We start from the raw sequence: 18,929 nt of genomic DNA on the forward strand, positions 1-18,929 counted from the left end.
GGTCACCGGAACGGGGCTCCCCTTTGAATTAAGTGCAGGGCAGGAGGCGCCGATCAACGGCCCCCGACAAAGCCCCCGCCACATCAGGAAACGCAGGCGAAACAGCATCCGCTGATCGCTGCACCAGGGCAAAACCCGTTCATGTTCACTTACATTCTGCGCAGACTTGCGCTGATCCTGCCGACTATTATTGGCATCTCAATCTGCGCCTTCGCCTTTGTGCGTGTGCTGCCCGGCGACCCCATTCTGGCCATGGCTGGTCAGCACGGCGTGACGCCTGAGCGCTACGAAATTCTCAAAGAACAGTTCGGCTACAACCTGCCCATCTGGCAGCAATACTTCAATTATGTCTGGGGCGTGCTGCAGGGCGATTTCGGCATCTCGCTGTCCACCAAGCGACCCGTAATCACCGAATTCCTGACCCTGTTCCCCGCCACGATCGAGCTGGCTTCGGTCGCAATGATTCTGGCGGTCAGCATTGGCATCCCGGCCGGCATTTTCGCTGCCGTCAATCGCGGCTCCTGGTTTGATCAGCTCACCATGGGTGTCGCCCTGACGGGCTACTCCATGCCCATTTTCTGGTGGGGCCTGCTGCTCATCATCTTCTTTTCGGGTTATCTCGGCTGGACCCCGGTTTCAGGCCGTCTCGACCTGATGTTCTTCCTGCGCCCGATCACCGGCTTCATGCTGATCGACACCCTGCTGTACGGAAACTGGCCAGCCTTTGTTTCGGCGCTGCGCCATCTCATCCTGCCCGCGGTGGTGTTGGGCACCATCCCGCTGGCAGTGATCGCCCGCCAGACCCGTTCGGCCATGCTTGAAGTGCTCGGCGAGGACTATGTCCGCACCGCTCGCGCCAAGGGCCTGTCACCCCGTCGGGTGGTCAATGTGCACGCCCTGCGTAATGCACTGATCCCGGTGGTCACCACCATAGGTCTGCAGGTTGGTCTGCTGCTGGGCGGCGCCATCCTCACAGAAACCATCTTCTCCTGGCCGGGCATCGGCAAGTGGATGATCGATTCCATCGCCAAGCGCGACTATGTGGTGGTGCAGTCCGGACTGCTGCTCATCGCCCTGATCGTCATGGCGGTGAACCTTCTGGTCGACCTGCTCTATGCGGTCATCAATCCGCGCATCAGGGTGAAATAACATGACCGAGGCAACTTCCACTCCCACCCCGACCAAGGTCAGCAATGCCGCTGCGTTCCGCGAGTTCTGGCACTATTTCGCCGTCAATCGCGGTGCCGTCATTGGCTTGGTCGTCTTTGTACTGCTCGTCCTGGTGGCCATCTTCGCTCCCTTGCTGGCGCCCTATTCGCCCGATCAACAATATCGCGATGCTATCCTGACCCCACCGGTCTGGGATGCCATGGGCGATCCCCGCTTCCTGCTCGGTACCGACCCTGTGGGGCGCGACATGCTGAGCCGCCTAATCTATGGCGCGCGCTATTCCCTGTTCATCGGTCTGTTCGTTGTCACCGGCGCGCTGTTTGTCGGTGTCATCCTGGGCGTGCTGGCCGGCTATTTCGGTGGCTGGGTGGATGCTGCCATCATGCGCGTCATGGACGTGATCCTGGCCTTCCCCTCATTGCTGCTGGCACTGGTGCTTGTGGCTATTCTCGGGCCGGGCCTGTTCAATGCCATGGTCGCCATCGCTCTGGTGCTGCAACCGCACTTTGCCCGACTGGTCCGCGCGGCAGTCATGGCTGAAAAGAACCGAGAATATGTGACGGCAGCCAAGCTTTCTGGCGCCAGCCACATTCGCCTGATGCTGATCACTATCCTGCCCAATTGCCTGGCGCCGTTGATCGTGCAGGCCACGCTGAGCTTCTCCAACGCCATTCTGGAAGCGGCCGCCCTGGGCTTTCTGGGCATGGGGGCGCAGCCACCAACGCCTGAGTGGGGCACGATGCTGGCATCGGCCCGCGAGTTCATCCTGCGCGCACCCTGGGTGGTGACGTTCCCCGGTCTGGCCATTCTGGTGACCGTTCTGGCAATCAATCTGATCGGCGACGGCCTTCGGGACGCGCTTGATCCCAAGCTCAAGAGGAGCTGATCCATGGCCCTGCTTGAAATCAAGAATCTCTCGGTCTCCTTCGATACCTCCGCTGGCCTGTTCAAGGCCGTCGATGGCATCGATGTGTCTGTCGATGCGCGCGAAGTGCTGGCCATCGTTGGCGAGTCGGGTTCGGGTAAGTCCGTGGCCATGCTGGCGGTGATGGGTCTTTTGCCCTCAACAGCCACAGTAACTGCTGACAAAATGGAATTTGAAGGCCTCGACCTGCTCTCCATGAATGCCGCGGACAAGCGCAAGATCATTGGCAAGGACATTGCGATGATCTTCCAGGAGCCTGTGGCCAGTCTGAACCCCTGCTTCACCGTCGGCTTCCAGATCGAAGAAGTTCTCGGCATGCACATGGGGCTCAATGGCAAGGCTGCGCGTGATCGCGCTGTTGAATTGCTGCAGCTTGTGGGCATCTCCGATGGGGCTGAACGCTTGGGCGCTTTTCCCCACCAGATGAGCGGTGGCCAGTGCCAGCGCGTCATGATCGCCATGGCCATCGCCTGCAATCCAAAGCTGCTGATCGCCGATGAACCCACAACGGCGCTGGACGTGACCATTCAGAAACAGATCCTTGATCTTCTGGTCAGCCTGCAGGTTGAGCACGGCATGGGGCTGATCATGATCACCCACGATATGGGCGTGGTTGCAGAAACGGCCGACCGTGTCATCGTGCAATACAAGGGCCACAAGATGGAGGAAGCCGACGTGCTTTCGCTGTTCGAAAACCCGCAATCGAACTACACGCGGGCGCTGCTCTCGGCGCTGCCGGAAAACGCCGTCGGCGATCGTTTGCCGACGGTATCCGATTTCGTCTTTGAACCCGCTCCGGGAGTGAACTGATGGCTGCCCCCGTTCTCGAAGTCCGCAATCTCAAGCGCGACTATGTTAGCTCCGGTGGCTTCCTGCGGCCCGCCAAGGTCGTTCATGCCGTCAAGGGCGTGAACTTCACGCTCGAAAAGGGCAAGACGCTGGCCGTGGTCGGTGAAAGCGGTTGTGGCAAGTCCACATTGGCCCGCATGATCACATTGATCGATCCTCCGACCTCGGGCGAAATCCTGATCGATGGTGAAGCCGTTGATGCCCGCCACGTCACCCACCAGATGCGCCAGAAGGTGCAGATCGTTTTTCAGAACCCCTATGGGTCGCTCAATCCGCGTCAGAAAATCGGCGACGTGCTGGCCGAGCCGCTCATGCTCAACACCAAAATGTCGGCTGCTGATCGTCGGGACAAGGCGATGGCCATGCTGGTCAAGGTTGGTCTGGGGCCAGAGCACTTCAATCGCTATCCGCACATGTTCTCGGGCGGGCAGCGCCAGCGCGTTGCCATCGCCCGGGCGTTGATGCTCAATCCGAGCTTTCTGGTGCTGGATGAGCCCGTCTCTGCACTCGACCTGTCGGTTCAGGCCCAGATTCTCAACCTGCTCAAGGATCTCCAGGACGAGTTTGGTTTGACCTATGTTTTCATCAGCCATGATCTCAGCGTCGTTCGTTATATCGCTGACGAGGTGATGGTGATGTATTTCGGTGATGTGGTGGAACACGGCAGCCGCGACGCGGTCTTCCAGAACCCGCAGCACGAATACACCCAGACCCTGTTTGCTGCGACGCCGCGTTCCGATGTCGACAGCATTCGTCGCCGTCTCGCCGCCAAGGCCGCCATCCCGGCGTGATAGTCTAACCCCGCGTCATGGAGCCCTAACCCGGTTTCATGCGTTGGGTTGTGATGACCCAGACCAGCCAGCACGATCGCGCCCGACAGCCCAATCGCGGGCGGGACGCCCTGACGCCCGCGTCCATGCCTTGGCGAGGGTGGAAGGATATCGTCTATCGGCTGGTTGTCGGCTTCAACGAGAACCGCATTCTGCTGACGGCGGCAGGTGTCACCTATTTCCTGCTGCTGGCTCTGGCGCCGTCTCTGAGCCTGTTTGTCACCCTTTATGGACTGCTCAACGACGCCACGGGCGTAGTCGAGCAACTCAACCTGCTCACTGGCGTGGTGCCGGACGGCGCACTCGATATCATCCGTGACCAATTGGTGCGTCTGACCAGCCAGGATGATCGCTCTCTTGGTATTACGTTGCTGGTGTCACTCAGCGTCGCGCTCTGGGGCGCCGGGGCGGGTATCAAGGCGTTGTTCGAAGCCATGAACGTGGTCTATGGCGAGCAGGAGAAGCGCAATTTCTTTGCCGTCAATCTGCTGGCGCTGATCTTCATTCTGGGGGGCTTGGTGCTGACCAGCGTTATGGTCAGCGTCGTGCTGGTCCTGCCCGTGGTGCTTAGCCTGCTCTCGCTTTCCCGCTTCGACGGCCTTGTGCAGATGGGCGCCTATTTTGTGCTGCTGGTCTTCCTGCTGTTGGCCTTGTCCGCCATCTACCGCTGGGGACCGAGCCGACAGGAGGCGCGCTGGCGCTGGGTGACGCCAGGTAGTGCCTTCGCCGCGCTGGGCATCATGGCGGCCTCGCTGCTGTTCTCTTGGTACGCCGCCAATTTCTCCAATTACAGCGCCACCTACGGCTCGCTCGGCGCTGTTATGGGTATGCTCACTTGGATCTGGCTTTCGGTCACGATCGTCATTCTGGGCGGCTCGCTCAATTCCGAGATCGAGCACCAGACAACCACGGATTCAACCACCGGCGCCGTCAGGCCGATCGGCGAGCGCGGTGCATTTGTTGCCGATACAGTAGGTGAACGCTGGCCGGCGCGGGGCGGCAATGCCGGCGGGGATGTTCCCGACGACGAGCGTCCGCCCCGCAATTGATCTGCCTTTAGACGGTGACGCGCTTGCCTTCCTTTGAAGAGCGCATAAGCGCATCAATCAGCCGGTGCACATGCATTGCGGTGTGGCCCGTTGAGACTGGGTTACGATCATGGTCTACCGCGTCGGCAAAGTCAGCGATCTGTGCGGCATGCCAGTCGAAGGGGAACGCCATCGGATCGGCCCCGCCACCACCCTGACTGGCCTCGCCTTCGGTGATGGTTTCACCGTTTCGGGTCTGCACCGTCAGATTACCCGCTGTCAGCGTCGCCGAGGCGTCGGCAAAGTTCAGCGTCAGGCTTTCCGGACCGCCCGGGAAATTGGCCGTGGTCGCCATCATCGCCCCCACCGCGCCATTGTCGAACTCCAGCCCCGCTGACACGAAGTCCTCGGTTTCCATCTGGTGCAGCCGCGTTGTCGCAGCCATGGCTGTAACGGCTTTGACTTCACCACACAGCCTCAGCATCAGGTCGAGCGAGTGGATCGCCTGGGTGATCAACACCCCACCGCCATCCTGCGCCAGCGTCCCGCGGCCGGGTTGGTCATAATAACCCTCCTGCGGTCGCCACCAAGGCACCACAAGGTGTACGGCCTCAAGTCGGCCGTAGCGATTTTCGGCAATGGCCTCTGCCAGTATGCGTGACGCCCGGCGGAACCGGTGCTGGAAGATCACGCCCAGTTTGACATCGGCAGCGTCGCACATTGCCACGATCCGCTCAGCAGCTGCCACGCTCCGTTCGACAGGTTTTTCTAGCAGCACGTGCTTGCCCGCTGCGGCCGCTGCGGCAACGATCTCTTCACGCGCATTGGGTGTGGTCAGCACCAGAACGGCATCGAGTCGTGGATCGGCCAGCAACGCCTCATAGCTCTCGGCGGCAGGGAAGCCATAGGTCGAGCAGAAACTGTCCAGCTCCGCCCGATTGCGGCGGTACACACCGAGCACATTGATGGTATCGGAAAGTGATTGCAGCGCCAGCGCATGTGGCTTTGCGCCCATGCCTGCGCCGATCACACCAATCGCGAAACGTCCCTGTTCATCACTCATCCGGCTCTCCTCCACTACGCCTGTTTGGGGCGATCAATGGACCATGGGAGCCGTTTTGAGAAGGGTCTAGGACGCCTGACGCCAGGATTGTTTGGTCAGGAACGCTTCGAGATCCTTCGCGCTGAGCGCAGGAGCAAAGGCATAGCCCTGCAGGATATCGCAGCCCAGATCACGCAGGATCGCGGCATGCTCCATGGTTTCAACGCCTTCGGCGACAACCTCGATGCCCATGGATTTACCGATGTCGATGATCGAGGTCAGCAATTGGCGCTGCGGCAGGTCCTTGAGAATCGGCATGACCAGTTGGCGGTCAATCTTGAGCCGGGTCGGGCGCAGCTTCTGCAGGGACACGATTGAGGCATAGCCGGTGCCGAAGTCGTCGATCTCGACATCAATGCCCAGATCCTTGATCTGGTCGATGTTCCAACTGACTACAGCGTCATTGTCATCGAGGTAGATCGACTCCACCAGTTCAAACGAAATCCGACCGGGCGTGATGTCGAGTTTGCGCAGACTGGTGATCAGTTCTTCATCATGCAGCCGGCGCAACGAGACGTTGACCGAGGCACGCGGCACGATCAGCCCCTTGGCTTCCCAGGCATCAAGTGCGGCCAGCGATTGTTCCAGGATCAACCGATCAATCGTCGCCATGACATTGAGCTCTTCAGCCACCGGAATGAAACTGTCGGGGGCTTTGATGCCTTCGGTCGGATGCTGCCACCGGGCCAGCGCTTCCACGCCGACGACGTCGAGCGTGCGGGCATCAAATTGCGGTTGGTAGAAGGCGATGAACTCGTTGCGCTCCAGCCCGGTCAGGATTTCGTCGGCAACGCGCTTGGTGTTGACCACTTCGGCCTGAAGAGCATCCGAGAAGAACTCGAAGCAATTGCGTCCGCGCGCCTTGGCCCGATACAGCGCAATATCCGCGTTGATCAGCAATTGCTTGCCTTTGAGGTCGCTTCCAGACGCCTTGGCAATGCCGATACTGACGCCGAAGCGGCACTCGTGACCCTCATAGGTGACGGGCTGACGCATCTGGCGCACAATGCGATCCGCCAGCGCCGCCAACTCGTCATGGCTGTCATCAACCGTAGTCAGCACCACGAACTCATCGCCGCCGATACGGGCCACGAAATCATTGTCACGACACTTGGCGCGCAGTACGGCGCTGGCATGAATCAACATGGCGTCGCCTGCCGCATGCCCCAGCGTGTCGTTGATCTGCTTGAAGCGATCCAGATCGATGTGCAGCAGCGCCACCGATTGATCTTTGGCGAACCCCTTATTGGTCAGCCCATTCAGCATCTCGTCGAGATAGCGGCGATTGGGCAGGCCGGTCAGGCTATCGTGCAGCGCGTTGTGCTCGATACGCACGCGTGCCGATTCCAGCTCCGCATTGCGCGCCTGGGTCATTGCCGTCGCGCGCTTGAGCTCGAGGTTCAACTCGACATCGGCTGTCACGTCCCAATTCACACCCAGCACCTTCTTGGGTGCGCCAGGCGCGCAGTATAGCTTGGCAACTGAGCGCACATGGCGCACGCTGCCATCGGCAAGCATCACGCGATAGTCGGATTCATAGCGGCCATCTTCATCGATCATGCGGCGGAATTCGTCTTCCGCACGTTGCTGATCATCCGGATGCACCACCGCTTTCCAGTCTTCGTGGGTACGCGGACCGCCATCTGACAATCGGCCATAAAGCTCGTTTGTGCGGTCGTCCCAGGTTTCCTGCCCGCTGGCCATATCCAGTTCCCACACGCCCACCTTGGAGACGTCCAGCGCCAGTTCCAGTCGGCGCGACATGCGGCTCAGCTCGGCTTCGCGCCCCTTGAGCGCGAAGAAATGCAGTTTACGCTCGCCCACCAGATGGCCGGTGACGACAATGGGCACCAGGATCAGAAGGCCCGCGCCAATAATGGCCAATCGCAGCAGCCAGTTGTCGCCGGTCGCGGCATCCCAGCCGCCTTTGGGCACTGCAGATATCGTCCAGAAGCCATAGGGCAGGGCGATTTCAGCTGTCACCGGGGTCGCTGTTCGCAAATCTGGTCCAAAGAACGGCGGCAGCCTCTGCTCGGCAGCATCTTCGCCAGTCAGCGAAATTTGGATATCGAGGCCGGCATCGGTCAGCCCGCTGTCGGCATAGAGTTCATCGACATCAACCACCGCGGCGACCAGACCCCAGAACCGGCGGCCATTGACGCTGTCGACATAGACGGGAAAGCGGCTGACGAATCCGCGCCCACCCTGCACCAGGTCAACCGGACCGGCCAGAACGAGGCGGCCTGTGGCCCGGGCAAGAAAAGCCGCGCCCCGTTGCGCTGGTACCTCGCGATAGTTCAAACCGATGGCCCGCTCATTGCCGGCAAGCGGATAGGTCATAGTGATGATCATGTCCGGAGCGATGGCTACAGAACGCAATTGGCTCTGCTCGGCAAACAGGTGCTGCGCCAACTTCTCGAAGCGCTCCGGCGTCATCGCGTCAGGCTCGGTGGAGATCGTCGAAACCAGCCCGCGTACCAACTGGATATTGGCGTTGATATTGCCTTCGAGCTTGGCGCGGATCAACGCCAGTTCGGTCAAAACTGCCGCGCGCGCTCGCTCTCGATTAATGGTTGTGCTCTGCGCGTCGAGATAAACACCGCCGATTATCAAGACCACAAGAGCCAGCAAGGCGGGCAGCAGGGTCGGCCGCAACCAGCTATGTCGATACTCGCCCACAATTTTCCCGGTCTTGGTCACGGCAACGCTAGTCCCAATGGCCATTCTGGCCTGTACTGAGTGTGGGGCCTGGACCTTGATTTTCGCTAATTATCGCGGGGAAGGTGGGGTCATGGTTAGCGCGCGGTTAACGTGGTTCGCGGCTGGTTTCGATCAGTTCTACCCCGGCATCGGTGCACAGTTGCCGAAAGCGCTCTGAGGGACAGTGATCAGTCACGAAGCTGCCGATCTGGTCGATGCGTGCGATCCGCACCGGCGCTGTTCGATTGAACTTGCCCTGATCCGACACCAGGATCACGTGCCGGGCATTGGCAATGATGGCCTGCGCGACCTTGACCTCGCGATAATCGAAATCGAGCAGGGCGCCTTCTTCGTCCAGTGCCGAGGCGCCAATGACCGCATAGTCCACCTTGAACTGCGAGAAGAAGCCCGCGGCGGCTTCACCCACGACGCCGCCATCGGAAGGCCGCACAACACCCCCCGCGATAACCACCTCAAAGCGCGGATAGACCCGCATTCGATTGGCCACATTGATATTGTTGGTGACCACCATCAGCCCGGAGTGATCAAGCAGGGCCTGGCTCACAGCTTCGGTGGTGGTGCCGATATTGATGAACAGCGAGGCATCATTGGGTATGAGTGCGGCCACAGCCTTGCCGATGGCATCCTTGGCCTCGGCTGAGATGCGCCGGCGTGCCTCATATTCCAGATTCTCAACCCCTGACGGCAGGGTTGCCCCGCCATGAATGCGGCTGAGCTGGCGCTGATCACAGAGCTGGTTGAGATCCTTGCGGATGGTCTGCACTGACACAGCGAAATGCGCCGCCAATGCATCTACTGTCACCCGGTTATGCAGCCGGGCGAGTTCGAGAATCTCACGATGGCGTTCACTGGTTTCACTGGCCATCAGGCAGGCTCGAATTCGTTGGGACGCGCTGTCACCTCGACAAGTCCGGATGCAAAGCGCCGCGCATTGCGCACATAGGCATCAGCTGACTTGCGCAGCCCGGCAATGGCAGCTTCGTCCAGATCGCGAATGACTTTGCCCGGCGCACCGACAACGAGTGAGCCATCGGGGATTGCCTTGCCTTCGGTAATCAGCGCGCCGGCCCCGATCAGGCAGTTCTTGCCGATCTTTGCGCCGTTGAGCACCGTGGCGCCCATGCCGATCAGCGTATTGTCGCCAATGGTGCAGCCATGCAGCATGGCCTTGTGGCCAATCGTGCAGCCTTCTCCGATGGTCAGTGGAAAGCCCATATCGGTGTGCAGCACAGTGTTTTCCTGCACATTGGTGCGCGCGCCGATGATGATGGCTTCATTGTCGCCACGCGCGACCACGCCGAACCAGATGCCTGCCTCAGCCCCCACAACGACGCGCCCGACCAGAACGGCCGTCGGCGCGATCCAGCCCACATCCGGGTCGATCTCGGGGGCGATGCCGTCCAGCGCGTAAAGCGTCATCTCGTGTCTCCTCAGCCAACGCCATATGCTTGGCGCATCTGGGCAATCTCTTCCAGTGTCTTTTCAAATAACGTCCAGTCGTCATCCTGCGCAATCGGCGTCCAGATGGCTTCAACCTCGTCGATCAACATGGTGCGCGGGCGGGATCGAGCAAAGTAGGCGTGGTCCAGGTTCACGTCGGCGCTCGGCGCATAGGCCTCCAGGGCATCAGCAATGGGCACAAAGGACGCGCTGGTATAGTGCTCCGCCGCTGGGCTGGCTGCAGCGCGTTCGGCACTCAGGCTGCCGCCGCGCCAGTCAAACAGGAACTGTTCATAGGGTGCCTGTGAGGCACCGAGAAACTCAAACAGGGTGGTGATGAAGGCCCCATCGCTTTCAATGTCGGTTGGCTTCAGTCCCAGGCGGCGCAGCATGCTCCGGGGTAGGGCTGCGCGAAATGCCGGCCACACCGTATTGAGGGCTGGCTCCAGCGCTTCAATACTCGAGAGCGGCACAAGGCTTTCAGCCAACCGGGTCAGGTTCCACGCCAGCGCATCGGGTTGCCGGCCAAAGCTGTAGAGCCCGGTCTCATCAAAATAGGCGGCGGTAAAGCTCGGGTCATAGCGCTCGATAAAGCGCCAGGGGCCGTAGTCAAAGCTCTCGCCGGTAATGTTGATATTGTCGGTATTGAGCACGCCGTGCACAAAGCCTGCCGCAATCCACTGTGCGCCCAGTTGCGCGACATTGCCCGCAACAGCGCTCAGGAACGCCGCCGCACGATCCTCGGTCTCGGCGAACTCGGGATAGTAGGTGTCGATGCAATAATCGAGCAGTTGGCGCAGACCGTCCGTATCGTGCAGATAAGCCAGACGCTGAAAGCTGCCAATGCGGATATGACTGTGACTAAGTCGGACTAGCGCCGCCGATCGCGTCGGCGAAGGCTCGTCGCCCCGTTGCAGTTCTTCACCAGTTTCTACCAGCGAAAAACTCTTTGAGGTATAGACACCCATGGCCTCGAGCATCTCTGTGGCCAGGACCTCGCGCATCCCGCCCTTCAGGGTTAGCCGCCCATCGCCACCCCGTGACCATGGTGTACGCCCGGTTCCCTTGGTGCCGAAATCGAGCAACCGCCCGTCTTGCAGATCAAAGCCCTGGGCGAACAGGAAACCGCGCCCATCACCCAGATCGGGATTGTAGCTGCGGAACTGGTGTCCGTGATAGCGCAGCGCCAGCGGCTCGGGCAGTGAACCGGGCAGGGGGGTGAAACGACCAAAATGGCTTAGCCAGTCCACCTCACTCAGCCCATCAAGCCCCATGCGCGTGGCCCAGCGCTGATCGCGATGCCGCAATATTGTTTGGGGAAAATCGGCTGCAGCAACGCGATCATAGAACGCATCGCCCAGGGTTTCGTGGTGACGGGCAGGTTTGAAATCAGTCATGGTTGCACAACGCTATCACAGCCATTTGCGTTCGCCAGCGCGCAACCCTGCCTTTCGTCCATTTGCCTAGCACCCAAAGGCAAATCGCCCTATATCGGCTCATGATGACACTCCAGAATGATCTTTTGCGCCTCACCCCGTTCCAGGCGGTAATCTTTGATATGGACGGCACGCTGCTCGACACCGAGAGCGTTTTCCGCACGATCGTGTTTGAAGTCTGTGACGAACTCGGTTTTGAAATGACCGATGACGTGCATCAATCCATGATCGGCGGCAGCCACGAACGCACCAACCAATTGCTGGTTGAGGCCTACGGCGTCGCCTTTCCCTACACCCAGTTCGATCATCGCTGCCGCATCATTATGAACGAACGCAGTCAGGCTGGCGTACCCGTCAAGCCGGGGGCGCGCGAGCTGGTCGGCGAACTGCGCGAGCGGGGCATTCCCACCGGCGTTGCCACATCCTCGCGCAATCCTCATGCCCAGCACCACCTTGGTGCCGCAGGACTGCTGGAGTTGTTCGACACCATCGTCACCCGCGATGACGTCACCAACCCCAAGCCGCATCCAGAGCCATACCTCACCGCTGCTACCCGGTTGCGTGTTGAGCCGCAGCATTGTCTTGCCCTTGAGGATAGTCATGCCGGAGTGCGCGCCGCGCACGCAGCAGGCATGCAGACCGTCATGGTGCCCGATCTGGTCCACCCCAGTGAAGAGATCCGCGCCTTGGGCATCGCCGTCATGGACAGTCTCAACCACGTCCGTCGCGCCGCTTTCGAGCCTTCCTGAGCGCTCGATCTTAGCTGCTTTTGATGCGTCTGGCAGGCCGGATGCAGCGACCTGCGCGTTAGCATTGATTAACGAGCCGGAGCGGCTTGGCCGCCTTTCCGACATCTGTAAACTTTTAGCTTTCTCGCGCATGCCCCCTTCACCACGCGTCAAAGCCTTGCATTTCAAGGGTTTTCATCTCATGGCTGGTCGATTAACCGTAACTTAAGAAGCTAACGGCTATGGTTAACCAGCTGTAAATTTCGACTTCCCAGGGCGGCCAAGCTTGGCTAGTGTGCGCCCGGAAGTGACCAAGGGCCTGCTTGCGGGTCCGGACGAAGGTGCACCGGATACGACCGGATGCACTCAGGGGTAAGGACGGGGCATGACGAAATCCTGGCAGCAAAAGGCTGTACGTGCAGTATCGCACGTGCTGACATTGGGCGCAGTTGCGCTCGTGCTGTTTGTGACTCTCGCCCCCGCACACGCCCAGACGCTCCAGCTCGCTCTGGTAACACCGCTCCCCGTTCCCGAAGATCTTGCTGCTGTGCGCGCACAGCCGGCAATCGGCCCTACTTTGGTGCCCCTCGCACCAGGCGAGCAGGCGCTTACGCCAGCATTGCTTGCCAATTACGTGCAGCGCCAGAAGGAACTGCGCGCCGTCGACGTGCTGGGTATTGGCCCTCAGGGTGCGCTGAACACCGATGTGCTGATGGGCTACATCGCTCGCGGCCCAATGGGTGGCAATAGCGCCGTGTCAGCCATTGCCAGCTTCACCTCTGCGCCGGTCACGCCGCAGCCAGCCCTGAACACCACATCGCTGGCCGCCTATATCGACGCGGGCTATCAGCCTACCGGTCGCCGTATCGAGCAGGCCAATGCCGAGCGCGATTGTCTGGCGCAGGCTATCTACCATGAGGCCCGTGGCGAGAGTGCCGCCGGCCAGCTCGCGGTGGCCAACGTCATCGTCAACCGGGCCCGCTCTTCCAAATTCCCGTCCACCCTGTGTGGCGTGATCTACCAGAACGCCGACAAGGGCCGCTATCGCTGCCAGTTCACCTTCGCCTGTGATGGTCGCACCGATGCGCCGGGTGAACGTCGCGCCTGGGCCCGTTCTGCCGCCCTTGCACAGACGGTCTATGCCGAATTTGCCAAGGGCGAAACGCTTGGCGCCGTGCCTCGCTCGACCCTGTACTACCACACCACAAATGTCCGTCCGAACTGGGCCAATACCTACAATGCCGTCGCCCAGATTGGCTCGCACATCTTCTATTCGCCCAACTAGGGCAATCCTTCTCATTGTTGTCTGACTGACGCGCGCGACTCTACGCTGCCTGGCTTGCGCTGCGCGGCTGCAAAACTGGTCCCTGAGACGGTGTTTCGCCTCTGAGTATCTAATAGTGAGACGAAGACCGTCTCGGGGCACCGGTTTTTGCCCAGACCGTATGGCCAAACTGATCGCTCGCAGACTGGCGACCCAGTTCAGACCCATACTACTGGCAATGCCGCACGCCCAAGCTCTCCGCCACTGTCGCCTGCAGGCCGCCCGTGCGGGAGAGATGGGGGAGTATGAGCGCTGTTTTGGGGTTGGAATAAAGGGGATAGATTCACACATCGGGGCCAGCCCTCCCCCTTGATGGGGGGGGGTGATGCGCAATGCGCAATGCGGGGCGGCTATTCCGCCGCCTGGGCCATTTGCGGGCCGGGTGCCGCATTCGCGGCGTCGCCGAACTTCTCGAAATTCGCGCGGAACAGCCCGGCCAGATGCATGGCCTGCCGGTCATAGGCCGCTGCGTCGGCCCATGTCAGACGCGGCGTCAGCAGCTTGCTGTTTACGCCCGCTACGGCCACGGGGACCTCAAAGCCGAACAGCTCATCGGTGCGCATGCCGACATCATCAAGGTCACCGTTCAATGCGGCGCTAAGCAGGCGTCGTGTCGAGGCGATGTCGATACGCTTGCCCACCCCATAGCCGCCACCGGTCCAGCCGGTGTTGATCAGCCAGGCTGAGGCCCCACTGGCGCGTAGCTTTTCTGCCAGCATGTCGCCATAGACGGTGGGGTGCAGCGGCATGAAGGGGGCGCCAAAGCAGGCAGAAAAGGTTGCCTGTGGTTCGGTGACGCCGCGCTCGGTACCAGCCACCTTGGCAGTGTACCCCGAAAGGAAATGATAGACAGCCTGATCTGGCGTCAGGCGCGCGATCGGCGGCAAGACGCCAAACGCGTCTGCTGTCAGAAACACCACGGTTTTGGGCGTGCCCCCAACGCTGCCCTTGGCAATGGCCGGTAGCACATTGATGGGATAGGCGGCGCGGGTGTTTTCGGTCAGCGAAATATCGTCAAAATTGGGCACATGGGCGTCGTCGAGCACCACATTTTCGAGCACAGTGCCGAAGCGTTTGGTCGCGGCGAAGATTTCCGGTTCGGCGTCGGCGCTCAACTTGACGGTCTTGGCGTAGCAGCCCCCCTCAAGATTGAAGACGCCGTCTGCGCTCCAGCCATGCTCGTCATCGCCGATCAGCGGGCGGTCGGGATCATTGGACAGCGTTGTCTTGCCCGTCCCCGAAAGCCCGAAGAACAGCGCCGCTTCGCCCTCAGCGCCCAGATTGGCTGAGCAATGCATCGGCAGAACGCCCTGTTGTGGGGCGTGGAAGTTGAACAGCGAGAACACGCTCTTTTTGATCTCGCCGGCATAGAGCGTGCCGGCGATGACCACGATGTTGCGGCTCATGTCGAGTGCGATGACGGTGTCTGTGCGACTGCCATGACGCTTGGGGTCGGCCTGAAAATGAGGCACATGCACAATCGTCACGTCTGTGGGGGCAGCGCCTGCCGGTACCATCTCGCCGGGACGGATCAGCAGATTGCGGATGAACAGCGCATGCCAGGCGTTTGGCGTCAGTACGGTAACACCATATTGGTGCTCTGGATCAGCGCCCGCCAGCAGATCCTGCCGGAACAGTCCCAAGCCGCCCAGGGCGGAAATCGCGTCGTTGAGCAACACATCGAAATGTTCGGGGGTCATGGCGCCCGCATTGTCCCACCAGACGCTGTCCTGCGTCAGCGCATCTCGCACGATGAACTTGTCCTTGGGCGAGCGACCGGTGAACGCGCCAGTACGAACTGAAACCGCACCATCAGCGGTCAGCGCGCACTCTTCGCCCTGCAGCGCCCGTGCAACCAGCACGGGGGCGATGTCGTTAGTGGATACCGAACCGGCACGCGCAGCGATTGTGGTTCTCAGGCTCTCATGGTCGAACATCATAAACTCCGTCGCTCGCAGGCTGGTGCAGCCGTCCGCTATGGAGGTCAAAATAAAGGCTCAACTTGTCGTACAACCATCCCGAAATCGGTCGTAAGACGGAAGTTGCATCGCGCCTTCTGACAGCCCGTGCTGGCCTCCTTGGCTTGTAGTGCCCTTGGCCGCGCCTTATTTAACGCGTAATTGTCGCCTGCAAGCATGACTACGGCCAATCGTGCCGTGTGTTTGAAAGCATCCAAACCAGAAAGGCAGCTCATGCCCAAGATCGCTCTCGTCGATGACGACCGCAATATTCTGACTTCAGTGTCCCTGACACTGGAGGCCGAAGGCTATCAGGTCGCCACCTATACCGATGGCGCTTCGGGCCTGGAGGGTCTGACCACTGACAAGCCCGACCTGGCCATTCTCGATATCAAGATGCCCCGCATGGACGGCATGGAACTGCTCCGCCGCCTGCGCCAGAAATCCGACATTCCAGTTATCTTCCTGACGTCCAAGGATGAGGAGATCGATGAACTGTTCGGGCTCAAGATGGGCGCCGATGATTTCATCACCAAACCATTCAGCCAGCGTCTGCTGGTCGAACGCGTCAAGGCCATCCTGCGCCGCTCAGCGCCGCGCGACCCTTCTGCGCCCGTTGGTCCAGGCGGCGAAGCCAATCCAAGCAAGGCGCTGATCGAGCGTGGCGCGCTGGTGATGGACGAAGAGCGCCACACCTGCACTTGGAAAGGTCAGCGTGTGACCCTGACCGTGACCGAGTTTCTGATCCTGCAGTCGCTAGCCCTGCGCCCCGGAGTGGTCAAGTCGCGCAATGCGCTGATGGATGCGGCCTATGATGATCAGGTATATGTCGATGATCGCACGATCGACAGCCACATCAAGCGCTTGCGCAAGAAGTTCAAGGCGACCGATGACGACTTCGAAATGATCGAGACGCTCTATGGCGTCGGCTATCGCTTCAAGGAGCAATAAGCGCCTGTGGCCATTCTCGAGCCTGAACACCAGCACCAGTCCGACGCCGCGCCCGAATGGCGCGCGCCGGGCGCGGACGAGAATGTACCCCCCCGCCAGGATAAGCCGCGTGTGGGGCGGCGCTGGCGTCCGCTATTGGCCCCTTTTTACAAGGTGGCGGGGGCCATCAGCCGCTTTCTCGATCTGACAATTTTCGCCAGTCTGACGCGCCGCATCATCGTGCTCAATATGGCGGGGCTGCTGGTGCTGGTGGTTGGTATTCTCTACCTCAACCAGTGGCGGGCCGGGCTGATTGATGCCCGTGTTCAGTCGTTGCGCGTGCAGGGCGAAATCATCGCCGCGGCGGTCGCGGCCTCCGCCACGGTTGATAGCGATGTGATCTCGGTCAATCCCGATCGTTTGCTGCAATTGCAGGGTGATGGCGCGGTGTCCTCGCTCTCCTATTTTGATCCGACGCTCGAATTTCCCATCAATCCCGAACGCGTTGCGCCGCTGCTGCGCAATCTGATTACCCCCACCCGCACCCGTGCCCGCATCTATGATCAGGGCGGGCTGATGATCCTTGATAGCGACAATATCTATGCGCGCGGCGAGGTGATGCGGCAGATCATCGAGACCAAGCAGGCCGATGAATTTTTCCTGTGGGACTGGTGGAATGCGGTGCTCAACTGGGTGCCGGGCGACAATTTCCCGAAATATCAGGAATACGGCGTCGATGAGGGCAGCCGATATCCCGAGGTCGCTTCAGCCCTGCAGGGGGCGGCAGCCGATTTCGTGCGCGTTGACGGTCAGAACCAGCTGGTGGTTTCGGTTGCGGTGCCGGTGCAGCGCCTGCGCGCGGTCGTTGGCGCCATTCTGCTGTCCACGGCGCCGGGCGATATCGATTCCATCGTCGCCCAGGAGCGCTGGGGCATTCTGCGTATCGCCATGATCGCCGCGGCGGTTCAGATCGTGCTGTCCTTTGCGCTAGCCGGCACCATTGCCGGGCCAATGCGGCGCCTGTCTGCGGCCGCAGAACGCGTGCAGACCGCTGGCAATGCCCGTGCTGAAATCCCCGACTTTACCGACCGCCCTGACGAGATCGGCCATCTCAGCGACGCTTTCCGTCGCATGACTGACGGACTCTACAATCGCATCGAAGCGATTGAACGCTTTGCCGCCGATGTGGCGCACGAACTCAAGAACCCACTGACCTCGCTGCGCAGCGCCGTCGAAACCCTGCCACTGGCCAAGCGGCCCGAAGATCGGGAGCGCCTCAACGCCATTATCCAGCATGACGTCAAACGCCTCGACCGGCTTATCACCGACATTTCCAGCGCCAGCCGGCTCGATGCCGAACTGGCGCGCGAAAGCTCGGAACGGGTTGATGTCGAAAAACTGGCCGAGGCCATTGTCTCGATCCAGAAAGACATGGCCTTGGGGCGCGGTGTAACCGTCGAGATGGACAAGCGCAGCGGCAAGGGCGCGGCTATCGTCAACGGCCATGAAAGCCGCCTGGCACAGGTCTTTGCCAACCTCATCGACAACGCCGTTTCCTTCTCGCCCGAAGGTGGCGTTGTGCATGTCGCCCTCAGCACCGACGCTGAGGATGTCACCATCACGGTGACCGATCAGGGGCGCGGCATTACCGGCGATTTCAACAAGATCTTCCAGCGTTTCTATACTGACCGCCCCGACACCGAGAGCTTTGGCGACCATTCCGGGCTGGGTCTCTCGATCAGCAAGCAGATCGTCGATGCGCACAAGGGCACTATCAAGGCCCATAATCGTTCCGATCATTCCGGTGCTGTCTTCTCGGTTGTGTTGCCGCGCGCACGCAAATAGATTGGCGCGATGAGCAAGCCAAAGAACGCGCCGCAAAATGTGCATGGCACCGGACTGTTGCTGGGTTCCACCGGGGTGCTGCTGCGCGGTCCATCCGGCGCCGGCAAGTCGGTGCTGGCCTTGACGCTGCTTGACCGCTGGGCATTGCGCGGCCTTCCCGCCTTTCTGGTCTCCGATGACCGTGTTGATCTGATCCAGGCCGATGGTCAGGTCGATATGCAGGCACCTGAGAACCTGGCCGGCCTGATCGAACTGCGCGGTCGCGGCATTGTCAGTCGGCCCCATCAGGCCCTGGTCTCGCTCGATCTGGTGATCGACATGGTGCCCGATATGGTGCGCATGCTTGAAGAGGACGAATTCGTTACCGACATCGCCGGCACGACAGTGCCGCGCGCGCCGGTGCCCTTTGGCAGCGTAATCAGCCTTGGTCATCAGATGTTGCTGGTGATCGAAGCGATTTCTGCGCTCGACGGGCCGTGACAAAATACCACTTGAATCGTGTCCGCTACCGGACAAGACTGGCGCTCGCTCGGCCGATTGGTGCGAGCTCAGACATGTGCGCGCTGCCCTGGGGTGACCGCGTCGGCATGAGACAAATTACATTGGATAGCTGTCGGCGCCACGTCGCAGGCGTATCTCGACA

At 60.6% G+C, this 18,929-nt stretch carries 16 protein-coding genes; 10 read left to right on the forward strand and 6 right to left on the reverse strand.

The features are described 5' to 3' along the window. Positions 1-141: 141 nt before the first annotated feature. From KD146_RS13275 to KD146_RS13295, 5 genes are read left to right on the forward strand one after another with little or no spacing between them, the layout of a single operon-like run. Positions 142-1,149, forward strand: coding sequence for an ABC transporter permease subunit (locus KD146_RS13275; RefSeq protein ID WP_212659313.1), 1,008 nt, complete (start codon positions 142-144; stop codon positions 1,147-1,149). A 1-nt stretch (position 1,150) separates the two neighbouring features. After that, the gene (locus KD146_RS13280; RefSeq protein ID WP_212659314.1) at positions 1,151-2,056 is read left to right on the forward strand and encodes an ABC transporter permease subunit; all 906 of its coding nucleotides are present in this window, start codon (positions 1,151-1,153) and stop codon (positions 2,054-2,056) included. A gap of 3 nt (positions 2,057-2,059) precedes the next feature. Next, positions 2,060-2,905, forward strand: a complete 846-nt coding sequence (locus tag KD146_RS13285; RefSeq protein ID WP_212659315.1) for an ABC transporter ATP-binding protein — start codon at positions 2,060-2,062, stop codon at positions 2,903-2,905. Continuing rightward, on the forward strand, positions 2,905-3,735 hold the full coding sequence (locus KD146_RS13290; protein ID WP_212659316.1) for a dipeptide ABC transporter ATP-binding protein: 831 nt from the start codon (positions 2,905-2,907) through the stop codon (positions 3,733-3,735). The genes KD146_RS13285 and KD146_RS13290 overlap by 1 nt, the downstream gene beginning before the upstream one ends. 38 nt (positions 3,736-3,773) lie before the next feature. After that, positions 3,774-4,823, forward strand: a complete 1,050-nt coding sequence (locus KD146_RS13295; protein WP_212659317.1) for a YihY/virulence factor BrkB family protein — start codon at positions 3,774-3,776, stop codon at positions 4,821-4,823. A gap of 7 nt (positions 4,824-4,830) precedes the next feature. On the opposite strand, the gene KD146_RS13300 is transcribed toward KD146_RS13295, so the two are convergent. The 5 genes from KD146_RS13300 to KD146_RS13320 form a co-directional block, all read right to left on the reverse strand. Beyond that, on the reverse strand, positions 4,831-5,865 hold the full coding sequence (locus KD146_RS13300; RefSeq protein WP_212659318.1) for a Gfo/Idh/MocA family protein: 1,035 nt from the start codon (positions 5,863-5,865) through the stop codon (positions 4,831-4,833). A gap of 66 nt (positions 5,866-5,931) precedes the next feature. Beyond that, positions 5,932-8,628 (reverse strand): bifunctional diguanylate cyclase/phosphodiesterase, encoded by a 2,697-nt coding sequence (locus KD146_RS13305; protein WP_212659319.1) that lies wholly within the window; start codon positions 8,626-8,628, stop codon positions 5,932-5,934. Between the two features lie 82 nt (positions 8,629-8,710). Then, on the reverse strand, positions 8,711-9,490 hold the full coding sequence (locus KD146_RS13310; protein WP_212659320.1) for a DeoR/GlpR family DNA-binding transcription regulator: 780 nt from the start codon (positions 9,488-9,490) through the stop codon (positions 8,711-8,713). Continuing rightward, positions 9,490-10,044 carry a gamma carbonic anhydrase family protein gene (locus KD146_RS13315; protein WP_212659321.1) on the reverse strand — a complete coding sequence of 185 codons (555 nt, stop codon included), beginning with the start codon at positions 10,042-10,044 and terminating at the stop codon, positions 9,490-9,492. Before KD146_RS13315 ends, KD146_RS13310 begins: the two co-directional genes overlap by 1 nt. An 11-nt stretch (positions 10,045-10,055) precedes the next feature. Beyond that, on the reverse strand, positions 10,056-11,462 hold the full coding sequence (locus tag KD146_RS13320) for a protein adenylyltransferase SelO (protein WP_212659322.1): 1,407 nt from the start codon (positions 11,460-11,462) through the stop codon (positions 10,056-10,058). Positions 11,463-11,563: 101 nt separating this feature from the next. Between KD146_RS13320 and KD146_RS13325 the strand changes: the two genes are divergently transcribed. Then, positions 11,564-12,250: an HAD family hydrolase gene (locus KD146_RS13325; protein WP_249327863.1), complete on the forward strand. Its 687-nt coding sequence runs from the start codon at positions 11,564-11,566 to the stop codon at positions 12,248-12,250. Between the two features lie 364 nt (positions 12,251-12,614). Further along, positions 12,615-13,514, forward strand: coding sequence for a cell wall hydrolase (locus KD146_RS13330; protein ID WP_212659323.1), 900 nt, complete (start codon positions 12,615-12,617; stop codon positions 13,512-13,514). A gap of 389 nt (positions 13,515-13,903) precedes the next feature. Here the strand turns inward: KD146_RS13330 and pckA are convergent, their stop codons facing one another. Continuing rightward, positions 13,904-15,490 (reverse strand): phosphoenolpyruvate carboxykinase (ATP), encoded by a 1,587-nt coding sequence (pckA, locus tag KD146_RS13335; RefSeq protein WP_249327864.1) that lies wholly within the window; start codon positions 15,488-15,490, stop codon positions 13,904-13,906. 255 nt (positions 15,491-15,745) lie between these two features. Between pckA and KD146_RS13340 the strand changes: the two genes are divergently transcribed. Genes KD146_RS13340 through KD146_RS13350 form a run of 3 tightly spaced genes read left to right on the forward strand, consistent with a single transcriptional unit; the run spans position 15,746 to position 18,766 of the window. After that, complete coding sequence (locus KD146_RS13340; protein ID WP_212659325.1) at positions 15,746-16,462, forward strand: response regulator transcription factor; 717 nt, start codon at positions 15,746-15,748, stop codon at positions 16,460-16,462. A 6-nt stretch (positions 16,463-16,468) separates the two neighbouring features. Next, positions 16,469-18,286 (forward strand): stimulus-sensing domain-containing protein, encoded by a 1,818-nt coding sequence (locus KD146_RS13345; protein ID WP_345790822.1) that lies wholly within the window; start codon positions 16,469-16,471, stop codon positions 18,284-18,286. Between the two features lie 9 nt (positions 18,287-18,295). After that, positions 18,296-18,766: an HPr kinase/phosphorylase gene (locus KD146_RS13350; protein ID WP_212659326.1), complete on the forward strand. Its 471-nt coding sequence runs from the start codon at positions 18,296-18,298 to the stop codon at positions 18,764-18,766. Positions 18,767-18,929 lie beyond the last annotated feature (163 nt).

Source organism: Devosia litorisediminis (genome assembly GCF_018334155.1).
In the GTDB taxonomy this organism is placed as follows: domain Bacteria; phylum Pseudomonadota; class Alphaproteobacteria; order Rhizobiales; family Devosiaceae; genus Devosia; species Devosia litorisediminis.